General features: G+C 45.1%; 12 protein-coding genes. All 12 read left to right on the forward strand.

Annotated features, from left to right (window positions below; translation table 11 throughout):
• Entirely contained in the window at positions 1-648 is a 648-nt protein-coding gene (locus CKK33_RS19450) for a hypothetical protein (RefSeq protein ID WP_143822990.1), read from the forward strand.
• Positions 641-1,471: a DUF2764 family protein gene (locus tag CKK33_RS17245; RefSeq protein ID WP_158223468.1), complete on the forward strand. Its 831-nt coding sequence runs from the start codon at positions 641-643 to the stop codon at positions 1,469-1,471. Before CKK33_RS19450 ends, CKK33_RS17245 begins: the two co-directional genes overlap by 8 nt.
• Before the next feature lies 1 nt (position 1,472).
• Positions 1,473-3,245: a V-type ATP synthase subunit A gene (locus CKK33_RS17250; RefSeq protein WP_095705305.1), complete on the forward strand. Its 1,773-nt coding sequence runs from the start codon at positions 1,473-1,475 to the stop codon at positions 3,243-3,245.
• Positions 3,226-4,647, forward strand: coding sequence for a V-type ATP synthase subunit B (locus CKK33_RS17255; protein ID WP_095705306.1), 1,422 nt, complete (start codon positions 3,226-3,228; stop codon positions 4,645-4,647). The genes CKK33_RS17250 and CKK33_RS17255 overlap by 20 nt, the downstream gene beginning before the upstream one ends.
• A 32-nt stretch (positions 4,648-4,679) precedes the next feature.
• Positions 4,680-5,228 (forward strand): V-type ATP synthase subunit D, encoded by a 549-nt coding sequence (locus CKK33_RS17260; protein WP_198952493.1) that lies wholly within the window; start codon positions 4,680-4,682, stop codon positions 5,226-5,228.
• A gap of 13 nt (positions 5,229-5,241) precedes the next feature.
• A complete protein-coding gene (locus CKK33_RS17265; protein WP_143822991.1) occupies positions 5,242-6,711 on the forward strand; it encodes a V-type ATP synthase subunit I in 1,470 nt (489 codons plus the stop codon).
• 51 nt (positions 6,712-6,762) lie between these two features.
• Complete coding sequence (locus CKK33_RS17270) at positions 6,763-7,173, forward strand: hypothetical protein (protein ID WP_198952494.1); 411 nt, start codon at positions 6,763-6,765, stop codon at positions 7,171-7,173.
• A 55-nt stretch (positions 7,174-7,228) separates the two neighbouring features.
• Complete coding sequence (locus CKK33_RS19825; protein ID WP_095705310.1) at positions 7,229-8,512, forward strand: efflux RND transporter permease subunit; 1,284 nt, start codon at positions 7,229-7,231, stop codon at positions 8,510-8,512.
• Positions 8,513-8,516: 4 nt separating this feature from the next.
• A complete protein-coding gene (locus tag CKK33_RS19830) occupies positions 8,517-10,469 on the forward strand; it encodes an efflux RND transporter permease subunit (RefSeq protein WP_095705311.1) in 1,953 nt (650 codons plus the stop codon).
• A 163-nt stretch (positions 10,470-10,632) separates the two neighbouring features.
• Positions 10,633-11,823 (forward strand): TolC family protein, encoded by a 1,191-nt coding sequence (locus CKK33_RS17285; RefSeq protein WP_198952495.1) that lies wholly within the window; start codon positions 10,633-10,635, stop codon positions 11,821-11,823.
• 106 nt (positions 11,824-11,929) lie between these two features.
• Positions 11,930-13,090: an efflux RND transporter periplasmic adaptor subunit gene (locus CKK33_RS17290; RefSeq protein WP_233138251.1), complete on the forward strand. Its 1,161-nt coding sequence runs from the start codon at positions 11,930-11,932 to the stop codon at positions 13,088-13,090.
• Between the two features lie 2 nt (positions 13,091-13,092).
• A complete protein-coding gene (locus CKK33_RS17295; RefSeq protein WP_198952496.1) occupies positions 13,093-14,388 on the forward strand; it encodes an efflux RND transporter periplasmic adaptor subunit in 1,296 nt (431 codons plus the stop codon).
• The last annotated feature ends 104 nt before the right edge of the window (positions 14,389-14,492 follow it).

Here is a 14,492-nt window from a genome sequence, read left to right on the forward strand (position 1 = left end):
ATGGAGACGAATGATTACCTGAATGCAGACCTGAAGCCGCTTGTCGAAAAAGTCTATCAGGAAGGGGTTAAAAAGGCAAAGGATGAAGCGGAACAAATCATTGAAGCTGCAAAACGGCAGGCGGAAGAACTGCTTAAAAAAGCGGAGCAACAGATCGCCAGGCTGGAAGAACGGTCATTGGCTGAGACTAACCGGGTCAGTCAAAATTTAAAAAGCGAGCTGAAGGCTGTCGCCGGTCAAACCATTAGCGCCGTCAAAACGGAACTCGCTGCGGTCATCACCAAAAAGACAAGCGTCCGCGAGATCAATGATGCCTTGGCGGATAAAGAATTTTTGCAAAAAATCATTTCCGATGTGCTTCGGAAGTGGGACCCGTCAGATGATCAGTTTCAATTTGAATTGCTTTTAAATAAAGATGATGAAGCGCGGCTGAAGGAATTTTTTGAGCAGCGGATCAAAAAAGAATTAAGCGCCGGGATCGACATTACAATTGACAATAAAATTAAAAGCGGCTTTAAGATCGGCGTAAAAAATGAAGATTACTATGTGGATTTTTCCGGCGGAGAGTTTGAGGAATTCTTCAAGGGGTATTTGCGTAAGAGCACATTGGAATGGATTTACGGCACAAAAGAAAACGAACATGTCTGAGCAGCATTATTTTTACCTGATCTCCGGCCTGCCGGACATTTCTGCGGAGGATGCGCATTTGCCTTTTTCTGCGAAAACGTTTTTGGATGAGCATAAAGACCAGGTAGACGAAAATGATTTCAGACTGCTCTGCTACCTGTATTATCCAAACGACAACCGCAACCTTCTCGACATACTGCTCGGGAAAAAGGAGACGGCACCGTCCGGGGGCCGCTATTCACTTCAGGAGCTAAAAAAGGGAATTGAGGGAGATGGGGCTTTACCGGATTATATGAACAGGTTTATTTCCGCTTTCGGCGAAAATAAGAACCGTTTCAGCGAAACCGAATGGGAAGCCAGGCTCACCGAAGCTTATTTCAGGGAAGCCATGAACTCGGAGAACGGGTTTCTTAACCGTTGGATGGAATTCGAACTGAACCTGAAAAACCTGCTGCTTTTAACGAAGAACAGAAAGCAGCAACTTCCATTTGCCGAATTTTTAATGGAAGCGAATGGAATGGCAGCAATAATGAAACAAAACCCATCGGTTGATCTCAGCACGGAATCGGCTATTGATTTTATGAGCGGCCTTTCTAAAATTATGGAAACAGGAAATATCGTTGAACGGGAAAGAAAAATTGATTGGCTGAGATGGAGGAAGCTCGAAGAAATGACCTTTTTTAACTATTTCACCGTGGAAGCCATCATGAGTTTCCTTATTAAGCTCATGATAGTTGAGCGATGGGTGAAGCTGAAGCATGATAATGAAGCAACGTTTCTTCCATCCCTATTAAGTGCCTACCTGGAAAAAATTGAAATGCCCGAAACAGTAAATATACAATAAGATGCGCACCGGAAAAGTAAAAGCAATCGTTTCAAATTTGGTCATCGTTTCAGCGGATGAAACGGTTATGCAGAATGAGATCTGCATGATCCGTCTTGGCCAAATATTCCTTAAGGCAGAAGTGATCAAGGTGGTTGGCAAAGATGCTTATGTGCAGGCGTTCGAAAGCACGCGGGGCTTAAAAGTTGGTGATGAGGCTGTTTTCCAGGGCCATCTGCTGGAAGCAGATCTGGGCCCCGGCATCCTTACAAAAAAATATGACGGGCTGCAAAATGACCTGGATAAGATCGAAACTATTTTTCTTACCAGGGGCACCTATACCGATGCATTGGATAAGGACAGCGAATGGGATTTCACCCCGATCACAAAAATTGCGGAAACCGTTAGGGCAGGCAGCTGGATCGGTGAAGTAAAAGAAAAAAATATCCCGCATAAGATCATGGTTCCGTTCCTGCTCGAAGGCGAATACACCGTAAAGAAAGTGGCTGAGAAGGGGCGGTATAAAATAACGGATACCGTCGCTGTGATCGCAGATAAGGACGGAAATGAAACTGCGGTAACAATGGTGCAGAAATGGCCGGTTATCAGGCCGCTGAAAGGATATAAGGAAAAAGTCCGCCCCTATAAATTGTTGGAAACCGGCATCAGGATCATCGATATGATGAACCCCTTGGCAGAGGGCGGAACAGGGTTTATTCCGGGCCCGTTCGGCAGCGGGAAGACGGTATTGCAGCATGCCATCGCCCGGCAGGCGAAAGCGGATGTCGTTGTCATGATCGCGTGCGGCGAACGGGCCAACGAAATTGTCGAGATCTTCACCGAGTTTCCCCAGCTGGATGATCCCCAGACAGGCGGCAAACTTATTGACAGAACCGTTATTATCGCCAATACCTCGAATATGCCGGTGGCATCCCGCGAAGCTTCCGTGTACACCGGGATGACCATCGCAGAGTATTACCGCGCAATGGGATTAAAAGTTTTAGTGCTGGCCGACTCCACTTCCAGGTGGGCGCAAGCGCTAAGGGAAATGTCAAACCGGATGGAAGAGCTCCCCGGCCCCGATGCCTTTCCGATGGATCTGCCGGCGGTTGTTTCCGGTTTTTATGCCCGGGCCGGCCAGGTAAAACTGGTGAACGACGCTGAAGGCAGTATTACATTTATCGGAACGGTCTCCCCGGCGGGAGGGAATTTAAAAGAGCCGGTAACGGAAGCGACAAAAAAAGCGGCGCATAGTTTTTACGCCTTGTCACAGCAGCGTGCAGACAGCAAACGTTATCCTGCCATCGATGCTATTGAAAGTTATTCCAAGTTCCTCGACTATCCTGAATTGATCGGCTACATGCAGCAAACCATTTCGCAGAACTGGAAGGCTGAAGTGGTAAAAATGAAAGACCGCCTGTTCAAAGGCCATGAAGCGATGGAACAGATCAATATCCTCGGCGATGACAATGTTCCCCTCGATTACCACGAAAAATTCTGGAAATCGGAGTTGATCGATTTTGTCATTCTGCAACAGGATGCCTTCGATGCGGTAGACGGCTTTACCGCGCTTGACCGCTTGAAATATATGCAGGAAAAAGTGGCCGAAATCTGCGAAACGTCGTTCCGGTTTTCCGATTACGAAGAAATAGGCGGTTATTTCCGGGCCATCATTAATATATGGAAGCAGATCAACTACTCCCTGTTCCAATCCGAGGAATTTAAAGGTTTTAACAGGCAATTGGATGAGTTATTAAATCAAAGGAAAAAAACAAATGAAAGCGTCCCTGTTTAAAAAAATTCATACAAAAGTTATTCATTTAACCAAGGCCACTTGTACGCTGGAGGCGACAGGGGTAGGTTATGAAGAAATGGCCATCGTGGACGGCAAAGCTGCCCAGGTCGTAAAGATAGCCGGCAAGCAGGTTACGCTGCAGGTATTTGAGGGAACAGAGGGGATCCGCACAGATGCCGAGGTCGTTTTTTTGGGTACAGCCCCAACATTGAAGGTAAGCGAAGAATTAGGCGGAAGGTTTTTCGATGCCTACGGCGATCCTATAGACGGCAAATATGCGCCTGCAGGAAAAGCGGTGGAAACAGGGGGACCGGCATTAAACCCGGTAAGAAGGAAACAGCCGTTCGACATGATTAAAACCGGTATCGCCGGAATTGACCTGAACAATACCCTGGTGGCCGGGCAAAAGATCCCGTTTTTTGCTGATTCCGATCAGCCCTATAATGCTGTTATTGCGCTTGTGGCGCTCCGCGCCAATGCCGACCGCATTATTCTTGGCGGTATCGGTCTTTCCAATGATGATTATTTGTATTTCAGGAGCCTCTTTGCCAATACAGACAGGCCTGAAAAGATCATCGGCTTTATCAACACCACCGAATCCCCGGCCGTGGAGCGTCTGCTCATCCCGGACATGGCGCTGGCGGCAGCCGAATATTTCGCCATAGAAAAAAATGAAAAGGTGCTGGTATTGCTCACTGACATGACTTTATACTGTGATGCCCTGAGCATCGTCTCTAATCGCATGGACCAGATCCCTTCAAAGGACAGCATGCCGGGTTCATTGTACAGCGACCTTGCAAAGATCTACGAGAAATCGCTGCAGCTTCCGTCGGGCGGTTCCATTACGATCATTTCTGTAACGACTATTTCAGAGGGAGACATTACCCATGCCATTCCGGACAATACCGGTTATATCACCGAAGGACAACTATTTTTACGAAGGGACACCGAGATCGGAAAAGTTATTATCGATCCTTTCCGCAGCTTATCCAGATTGAAACAGCTCGTGATCGGCAAAAAGACGAGGGAAGATCACCCCCAGGTGATGAATGCAGCTATTCGCCTGTATGCTGACGCGGCCAACGCCAAAACAAAACTGGAAAATGGTTTTGACCTGAGCGACTACGATAAACGCACCCTGGCATTTGCAAAACAGTACGCGCAAAAATTACTCGCCATCGACGTCAACATCGATATTACCAGGATGCTGGATATCAGCTGGGGCCTTTTCCGAAAGCATTTTCAGCCCGAAGAACTCGGCATCCGCGAGAAATATATTGAGGCATATTGGGAAAAAGCGACAGAGCCGGAAGGTGAAGACGATGTCCTGACAGACGAAAACGTAATGCTGGCAGATACCTCATTTAAACAAAGGAATAAGATAGCACCAAAATGGCAATAAAATTTCAATATAATAAAATTTCATTGCAGGATATGCAAAAGCAATTGAAAGTTCGTTTGGACGCCCTCCCCGTGATCAGGTATAAGGAGATGGTATTGCACGCAGAAGCGGAAAAAGCAAAAAGAGAGATGACAGCCCTGGAAACGACCCTTTTGAATAAAATAAACCAATACGAATATATGAATAGGCTATGGCAGGAATTTCCGCAAGATGCAGTAAGCGTGAAAGAAATTAAGACATGTCTGAAAAATATTGCCGGGGTAAAGGTGCAGCAATTCGAGGATGTCGTATTTGAAATGAAACCGCTTGTACTGTTCAATCAACCGTTTTGGGTTGCTGATGGCATTGCGCTGCTCTGCGACCTGCTGCGCCTTTCGATCGAAAAACAATTGCTGGTGATCAAAACGGAATCATTGAACACGGCCAGGAAAAAAACTACCCAGAAAGTTAACCTTTATGAAAAAGTGCAGGTACCCGGGTACCTGATCGCTATTTCAAAGATTAAAAAGTTTATGAATGATGAAGAAAGTTTGGGAAAAGCCACCCAAAAAATTATGAAGAAAAGAATTTTATCCATTTAAATAAACGGAAGCCATGATCGTACCGATGTATAAATTTTCAATGCTTATTTTCCATAGGGAATATGATGCTTTTTTGGAGGAACTTAAAGGTATAGGGGTTTTCCACGTAGCCGAAAGAACAAAAGGAACTGATGCCGCGCAAACCGACCAGCTTCAAATGATAACGGCAGTCAATGAGGCCATAGCCTTTCTTCTCCCATTTAAGAAGGACACGGATAGCCCGTCAACTGACGCGAATAAAACGGTTGATGAAATTCTGGAGCAGGTGAAACAAGCGAAGGAAAAATCAGGGACAGAGGTGAATGAAGAAGTGAAAACAAACCTGGAACAATCTGCAGCTGCCTGGATGTCCTTGCTGGAAAAAAGAAAAGCCGAACTGGAGGCGGTTTACGAGTTAAACCGAATGATGAAAAATACGCAGCAGGCAGCCGACGGAACGATCAGCATATTGGAAGGCTTCGTTCCGAGACCGGAGGAAAAGCGATTTTCTGCATTTCTCGCAAGCAAAGGCATTGTGTATATAGAGAAGCGGGCGCTTTTTGCTGACAATCCGCCGATCCTGCTGCATAACAACTGGTTCACCCGCCTGTTTGAACCGATAGGAAGTTTGTTTTCACTGCCAACCTACAATGATTTAGACCTCACCGTTTTCTTTGCCCCGTTTTTTGCTTTGTTCTTCGGTTTCGGTATGAACGATGCGGGTTATGGCCTGCTCCTGCTTATTGGCGCAACACTTATGAAGATTTTGGGGAAACCGAAGATCAAACGGTCATATCTTACACTGGTGCAACTGCTTGGCGGCATTACTTTTTGCTTCGGGCTGATTACGGGAAACATTTTCGGCTTTTCAATTGCCGAATTACCGGGGCTTTCTTTTTTAAAAAATGTATTCCTGAAAGATAAGCAGATTTTCACCCTGGCCATCGCCATCGGTTTTGTGCAAATCTTATTCGGCATGACCTTACAGGGAATAAATAAAATGGTAAAATTCGGATTCAGGTATGGCCTTCCCCAGGTGGGCTGGATCATGATCATCCTGCATATACTCAACATGTTTTATTTCAAGATACTGCCGACGTATGCCCACGTTGACATTTTTATCGGGTTGGGCCTGATCATATTTTTTGCCGACCCCGACGCGGGTTTTTTCAAAGGGATCGGCAGCGGCATTTGGGAATTGTTCGGCATCACCGGCCTCATGGGTGATGTGCTGTCTTATATCCGTCTTTTCGCACTGGGGGTTTCAAGTGCCATACTTGGCCTGGTGATCAATAGTATTGCCTGGCAGATCGAAAAAGTATCCTACATCGGCCCCGTGCTTTTTCTTATCGTACTGATTTTTGGCCATACGTTAAACCTCTTCGTGGCTTCGCTGGGTGCCTTTGTGCACACCATGCGGCTCACGTTTGTGGAATTTTATAAGAATGCCGGATTTACCGGGGGCGGAAATCCTTATAAACCATTTGCAACTATTTCAAACTAAAAAATAATCATTATGACAAATTTATTAATAGCATATACAGGACTCGCACTCATGATCATCCTGCCAGGCATAGGAAGTGCGATAGGCGTTTCCATCGGCTCGAACGCCACCATCGGGGCCTTAAAAAAAAGACCCGATGCATTTGGAAATTATATGTTGCTAAGCGCCCTTTCGGGGACACATGGCCTGTTCGGTTTTGCCGCTTTTTTTATCTTTTATTCGAAGACAGTTTTCACTCCGGACATTACGCCTTTTGCTGCTACAGCGGTGTTTGGCGCCGGATTAATATTCGTTGTAGCGACCTATGCGGCGATCAGGCAGGGGCAGATCTGTGCTAACGGCATTGCAGAAATTGCTTCGGGCAACGATGTTTTTGGCAAAACAATGATATTGGCGGTATTCCCTGAACTGTATTCCATTTTGGCATTTGCCGCAGCGTTTTTGATCAGTAATAAAATATAACGTATTAAAACTATAGCAATAAAAATATTAGCTAACATTTAAACCCAACCCAATTATGGTACAGGCCCTTATAAAATTTGCTTTACGAAACCGCTTTATCGTGCTACTGCTTGCAGGCGGCCTTTTTGCGTGGGGAATTTATGCCGTTACACAAAATCCCGTCGATGCCATACCGGATTTATCAGAAAACCAGGTGATCGTTTTTACCGAATGGATGGGACGCAGCCCGCAGTTGATAGAGGACCAGATCACCTATCCTTTGGTATCCAACTTACAGGGAATCCCAAATATCAAATCGGTCAGGGGTACATCCATGTTCGGCATGAGTTTCGTTTATGTCATCTTTGAAGATAACGTGGATATTTATTGGGCGCGCACCCGGGTATTGGAGCGGTTAAATTACGCGCAAAGGCTTTTGCCCCAGGGGATCACTCCCGCTTTAGGACCAGATGGAACAGGAGTAGGTCACGTCTTCTGGTATCATCTTGATGCCCCAAAAATGGATCTTGGAGAGCAGCGTGCGCTGCAGGATTGGTATATCAAGTTCGCCTTGCAAACCGTGCCCGGCGTTTCAGAGGTGGCATCCTTCGGCGGTTTTGAAAAACAATACCAGATCATCCTGGACCCGGTAAAACTCCAGTTTTACAATATTCCCCTCATGACGGTGATGAATAAAGTACGGGCCAATAACAATGATGTCGGCGGCCGAAAGTTCGAAATGAGCGATATGGGCTATGTCATCCGGGGCCTGGGATATATCAAGTCGAAGGAAGATGTGGAAAACATTGCTTTAGGCGAGAACAATGGGGTACCGGTCAGAATAAAAGATATCGGCAGTGTACAAATGGGCGGAGACCTGCGGCTTGGGATCGTAGACGAGAACGGTACAGGTGAAATCGTGGGAGGTATCGTGGTCATGCGGTATGGGCAAAGCGCAGATAAGGTCATCAAGGCTGTAAAAGCCAAAATGAAGGAGGTGGAAAAAGGGCTTCCGGAAGGGGTCACGTTTAAAACTTCTTATGACCGGAGCGATCTGATAGAAGCTGCAATCAGCACCGTAACCGGAAAGTTAAAAGAAGAAATGATCGTCGTTTCCATCGTGGTGCTCATTTTTCTGTTCCATTGGCGCAGCGCGGTGAGCATTATTGTCCAGATCCCGATCACGCTTTCCATCAGTTTCATACTGCTGAATGCCTTTGGTCTGTCCTCCAATTTAATGTCCTTGACTGGTATTGCTATCGCCATCGGTGTAATAGTAGATAACGGAATCATCATGTCCGAAAATGCCTATCGGAGGCTTTCCGAATGGCAGAATAGTGATCACCCAGAAAATATTTAACGTTATGAAATTCATCATCAAATTAAAGGAATTTTTTAAGAAAAAGAAACCGTCTTACCGGGTGATCCCGGAAGATATCCGGATGAAGCTGGTGGAATCTTCGTGCATACAGGTGTCAAGAGGGGTGTTTTTTTCAACCGTGATCATTATCGTATCATTTATGCCGGTATTTCTTTTAACCGGACAGGAAGGGAAATTATTCCACCCGCTGGCCTATACGAAAACGTTTATCCTGGCAGTAGATGCCATATTAGTGGTAACACTGGCCCCGGTGCTGATTTCCTTTTTCATGAAAGGAAAGTTTTTGCCTGAAAATGTTAACCCCGTAAACCGCGTGCTTGAACGGATTTATGAACCGATGATCAGGGCATGTATCAAAAGAAGAAAAATCACTATCGGGATAAATATAATTGCGTTACTCATCAGCATTCCCCTGGTGATGAGTTTGGGCCGGGAATTTATGCCCCCGCTGGATGAAGGCACCCTTTTGTTCATGCCGGTCATGATGCCGGACGTATCCAATTCAGAAGCCAAAAGGTTATTGCAGGTGCAGGATAAGATCATCGCGTCTGTGCCGGAGGTAACGCATGTGATGGGAAAAGCGGGAAGGGCCTATACGGCTACCGATAACTCGCCAATCAGCATGATAGAAACCATCATCATGCTAAAGCCAAGGGATCAGTGGAGAAAAGGTTTTACAAAAGACAGTATCATTAATGAATTGAATAAAAAACTCCAGATTCCAGGCGTGATCAACGGATGGACCCAGCCGATCATCAACCGGATCAACATGCTTTCAACGGGTATCCGAACAGACGTTGGAATAAAAGTGTTTGGTCAGAATTTGGATACGATCTATTCCTTTTCCCAAAAGGTAGAGAAGGCGCTGGAAGGAACACCCGGTATAAAAGACCTGTATGTCGAGCCTATCACCGGCGGGAAATATATAGATATCATTGTAAAACGGCAGGAAATTGGGCGCTATGGACTAAGTATAGATGACGTAAATGCCGTAGTGGAAAGCGCCCTTGGCGGGATGCAGCTTACAACAACCATAGAGGGACGCCAGCGTTTTTCGGTAAACGCCCGTTTTGCTCAAAATTTCAGAGATAATATTCAATCCCTAAAAAGATTGCAGGTGCAAACCATGAGCTACGGCCCGATCCCATTGGAAGCTGTGGCGAACGTGAAAATAAGCGAAGGGCCGCCGATGATCAACTCTGAGAATGCCATGCTGCGCGGAACCGTCCTTTTTAACGTAAGGGAAAGAGACCTGGCAAGCACAGTAGAAGAAGCGCAAAAGAAATTAAATTCAATGATCAGCAAAATGCCGAAAGGTTATTACCTGACCTGGAGCGGAAATTATGAGAACCTGATACGTGGCGAAAAAACCTTGAAAATCATCATGCCGGTTGTAATAGTGGTCATTTTCATGTTCATGTATTTCGCATTCAATTCCATGCGGGAATCCTTTTTAAGCTTGATCACGATCCCATTTGCGCTTATTGGCGGGGCCTATATCGTTTACTTCTGGGGAGTGAATATTTCTATTGCCGTCGCCGTAGGATTCATTGCATTGTTCGGATTAGCCGTGGAGACGAATATTGTGATGGTTATTTACCTCAATGATGCCATGTTGCAATTAGTTGCGAAAAAGGGGAATTCGAGTGATACCATTACGAGGGATGAGCTGAAGGAATATGTGATAGCCGGGGCTGCTAAGAGGTTAAGGCCAAAGCTGATGACCGTTAGTGTATCCCTATTTGGCCTGGTGCCCATACTCTGGAGTACGGGCGTAGGAAGTGATGTGATGATACCTATCGTGTTGCCTATGATAGGCGGTGTACTGACTTCTTCAACGTTTATCCTGCTGGTAACGCCGCTGATCTTCCTGATGAACAAGGAACACGAATTAAAAAAACACGGGAAAATAGAAGTAATGGAAACGCATCACTAAATAATGAAAGTGTTGCAAGATGTTTAATCTTAAAAAAATCAGTATGATGAATCAAAGCCGCAAAATAAAACCAATTCCCTGTCCGGGAGTCTGCCTCCGGGGTATAATAGGTATTGCCACAATACTTCTGATCCTTTCAGCGGATGCAGTTAAGGCACAGCAGATGATGAGTATAAAAGGCATTCTTGATTCTATTGAGTCGGGTAACCCATCAATGAAGATGTACGATGCCGATATACGATCGATGAATGAAACAGCTAAAGGCGCAAAAAGCTGGATGGCGCCCGAATTAAGCACAGGTTTTTTTATGACGCCTTACAATCCTGCGCTTTGGAAAAAAAGCGGTGACATCAACGGTATGGGTCAATATTCGATAGCCGGTCAGCAGATGATCCCTAATAAAAGCAGGCTGGATGCAGAATCCAAATATATGAACGCCATGTCGACCGTTGAAGCACAAAAAAAAGGCGCCACACTAAATGACCTTTATGCACAGGCTAAATCTGCTTATTATGCCTGGATGATCCTTGAAAAGAAATTGGCCATTCTCAATCAGAACGAAAAGGTATTGAATTTTATGATAGGCAATGCGGAAACAAGGTATAAAAATGGATTAGAAAAGATCAATGCTTACTACAAAGCGAAAGCAGCCCTGGGCTCGTTGCAAAGCATGCGCCTGATGTTACAGAATGATGTAAAGCAAAAACGCATTTTGCTCAATACGTTAATGAATGCAAAAGACAAGATGAAGGATTATATGATCGATACGACCTATTTGGTAAGGGATTATTCATCTTATATCATCGACAGTTCCCTGTTTGTCAATTCAAGAAGTGATATCAAAGCGATAGAAAAAGATATTCAGCTAACTTATCTGAAACGGGAGCTGGAAAGGACAAAGTTAAAACCGGAATTCGGTATCCGTTATGAGCATATGTTCGGCTTTGGCGGAGCATCGAACCTATATACCTTGATGGGCATGGTGCGTATTCCCATCGCGCCCTGGAGCGCTAAAATGAATAAGGCAAATATAGAAGGGCTAAAATGGCAGGCCATTTCGCTGGAGGCCCAAAAACAGATGGTTATTAACGAAAGTACGGGTATGGCACACAGTGCGCTGACGGAAATTGAAACAAAGAAAAAGCAAATCGAATTGTTTGAAAAAAATATCATTCCCGCTTTACGCAGAAATTATCAAACGATGCAATTGGGATATGAGCAAAATACAGAGGAATTGTTTGAATTGTATGATGCCTGGGAAACGCTGAATATGACGCAGCTGGATTACCTGGATCAACTGCAGCAATTGCTGGCCATGCAGGTCGAATTGGATCGGACGCTGCAAATACGTTAGAAACAGGTCCTTAATAATAACGATGATGAAAAAAAAGAAAATAACGCTGATCATATTATCGGTCCTGGTCATATTAACTTCAGCCGCATGGATTTACGTTAAGTACATGCGTCAAAAAAGTCATCCCTTGAAACCTGACGCTATGGCCAACATGGATATGGGAGATAAGGGACAGATGGATATGGATATGCCGATGCCCGGGGAGGAAACGAATAACACTGCTATAGATACTAAACTTGGCTTTTTGCTGAAACCTACGAATGAATATGTATTGTCAAAAATTCCCACTACGTCCATTCAAAATAAAACACAGGATATAGCGATAAATGCGTTTGGCCGCGTAGCCTATGATACCAGGCAGGTAGGATCTATTTCGGCGCGCATAACGGGGAGGATCGTAAAGCTTTATGTACGTTACCGGTTCCAAAAGGTAAACAAGGGGCAAAAGATCATGGATATATACAGTCCTGAAATAGTTACCGACGAACAAAATCTGCTGTATCTCTTAAAAAGCGATCCTGAAAACGCGCCTTTCATAACAGCGGCCAAAGAAAAACTATTGCTATTGGGTATGCGTGAAGAGCAATTAGCACAGGTCATCAGGACTCAAAAAGCGGACTTCACCATTTCGGTTTACAGCCCTTACAGCGGCCATATTCATGAGGCAAGCTCCCAGGGAACCGTTGAAATGCCCTCAGCCCAACCCGGAGAGATGAAAAACATTGCCCTGATCACAGAAGAGCTTCCGCTTAAAGAAGGGATGTACGTGCAACAGGGGCAACCAGTCTTCAGTGTGTTCGATCCGGGTAAAGCATGGGTGATCCTGAATTTTTTTGCTGATAAACAAGCCATTATAAAAAAAGGAAGCCCGGTCCGCATTGTTCCTGAAACTGCCCCGGGGAAGAGTTTCCAGGCAACTATAGATTATATCGAGCCTTTTTATCGCAAAGACAGCAAAACGGTTACAGCACGTGTGTACTTTGATAACACCAAACTCAAAATTCCTGTCGGCAGCCAGGTTTCGGCTGTCATCACCAGTAAAAACCCGAATACAAACTGGCTTCCTTCAGACGCGCTGCTTTCCCTGGGGATGGACAAAGTGGTATTTGTCAAATACCTTACGGGCTTCAAAGCCCACAGGGTGATCACCGGTTTAACAAATGATAAATCAATTCAAATCCTTTCCGGTCTTTCTGTGAAGGATACGGTAGCAGCCAATGCGCAGTACCTGATGGACAGTGAAAGCTTTATAAAAGTAAACGAATAGTTATGAAAAACAAAAACGCCAATATAGGATTAGGTTACGGTACAACCGGCCCGCATGGGGTGAAGCGCAACCGGCTGCCTGTAACCCGCTCGCTACGCATTCCCGGTTTGTTTTTATTTTTTTTGATGGCATTGCTATCCTGTAAAAACAAAGCGGAGAAGCAAGTTACGCATACTTCAGCGGCCAAATTTTATTATACCTGCTCTATGCACCCCCAGGTCATGCAGCACAAACCGGGAAATTGTCCGATCTGTGGCATGAAACTGATCGAAGTGAGCGAAACCAATACGGCGAAGGCCGATGAGATCCGGCTAACACAACAACAAATACAGCTGGGTAATATCCTGGTGGACACCATAAACGATAAGCGCATTGGCGATAAGGTCATATTTACCGGAACGCTGAATTTCAACTTGTATAAAACGGCGTCGGTAAGTGCAAGAGTGGCCGGAAGAATAGAAAAATTGTACTTCAAAAATATAGGGGATTATGTGCGTAAAGGTGATCCATTATTTGACATCTATAGCGAGGAATTGAATAATGCACGCCAGGAATATATATACACACTTCAAAAAAAACAAACCCTTGATAATTCATTAATTGACTATGACCGTCTGGTACAGAGCGCCAGGAATAAGCTGCTCTTATGGGGATTAACGGAAAAACAGATTCAGGATTTAGGTAACAATAAACAGGTTACCAGACTAACCTCTTTTTACAGTACAGCGTCAGGATTTATTACAGAATTAGGTGTAAAGGAAGGCGACTATGTCATGGAGGGGGGCAAGGTTGTCAACCTTGCCGATTTATCTACGCTTTGGGCGGAGGCACAGGTTTACGCTTCCCAGATGAATGATATTGATAAAAACGGGACTGTAACGGTCCAAATACCCGATATGCCGGGTAAAGAATTTAAGGGCCACATTGAATTTGTTAACCCTGAGATCAATCCTGATACCCGCATTGATCTGGTACGGGTGGTTATCCCCAATACGGACCGTCAGTTAAAACCGGGTATGCCCGCCTATTTGATTTTTAGGGCACCGGTACACAAAGCTTTCTCCTTACCAATAGATGCGGTGTTGCGAGATGGCACGGTGTCGGTCGTTTGGGTTCAGACAGGAAAGAATACCTTCAAAAATAAAATGGTGGAAACCGGGCTGGAAACTGAAAATGATATCGAAATAAAATCGGGCCTGCAGAAAGGCGATATCGTCGTCATTAACGGTGCCTATTTATTAAACAGCGAGTACAAATTCAAAAAGGGTTCAAGCCCGATGGGCGGCATGAAGATGTAGCATAGGAATTAGATGATATGAAATCAAACCCGGGCAGTGTTCACCAATGCCGCTGCCCGGACTTCGTTTGAAGTAATTTGTTTGCTGATCCGAATCTTATTTCC

Source organism: Mucilaginibacter sp. MD40, assembly GCF_002288635.1.
Classification (GTDB): domain Bacteria; phylum Bacteroidota; class Bacteroidia; order Sphingobacteriales; family Sphingobacteriaceae; genus Mucilaginibacter.

Bases quoted from the DNA above. Each gene is read 5' to 3' on its own strand.
- CKK33_RS19450 (WP_143822990.1), top strand. From the start codon at position 1: ATGGAGACGAATGATTACCTGAATGCAGACCTGAAGCCGCTTGTCGAA.
- CKK33_RS17245 (WP_158223468.1), top strand. From the start codon at position 641: ATGTCTGAGCAGCATTATTTTTACCTGATCTCCGGCCTGCCGGACATT.
- CKK33_RS17250 (WP_095705305.1), top strand. From the start codon at position 1,473: ATGCGCACCGGAAAAGTAAAAGCAATCGTTTCAAATTTGGTCATCGTT.
- CKK33_RS17255 (WP_095705306.1), top strand. From the start codon at position 3,226: ATGAAAGCGTCCCTGTTTAAAAAAATTCATACAAAAGTTATTCATTTA.
- CKK33_RS17260 (WP_198952493.1), top strand. From the start codon at position 4,680: ATGCAAAAGCAATTGAAAGTTCGTTTGGACGCCCTCCCCGTGATCAGG.
- CKK33_RS17265 (WP_143822991.1), top strand. From the start codon at position 5,242: ATGATCGTACCGATGTATAAATTTTCAATGCTTATTTTCCATAGGGAA.
- CKK33_RS17270 (WP_198952494.1), top strand. From the start codon at position 6,763: ATGATCATCCTGCCAGGCATAGGAAGTGCGATAGGCGTTTCCATCGGC.
- CKK33_RS19825 (WP_095705310.1), top strand. From the start codon at position 7,229: ATGGTACAGGCCCTTATAAAATTTGCTTTACGAAACCGCTTTATCGTG.
- CKK33_RS19830 (WP_095705311.1), top strand. From the start codon at position 8,517: ATGAAATTCATCATCAAATTAAAGGAATTTTTTAAGAAAAAGAAACCG.
- CKK33_RS17285 (WP_198952495.1), top strand. From the start codon at position 10,633: ATGATGAGTATAAAAGGCATTCTTGATTCTATTGAGTCGGGTAACCCA.
- CKK33_RS17290 (WP_233138251.1), top strand. From the start codon at position 11,930: ATGCGTCAAAAAAGTCATCCCTTGAAACCTGACGCTATGGCCAACATG.
- CKK33_RS17295 (WP_198952496.1), top strand. From the start codon at position 13,093: ATGAAAAACAAAAACGCCAATATAGGATTAGGTTACGGTACAACCGGC.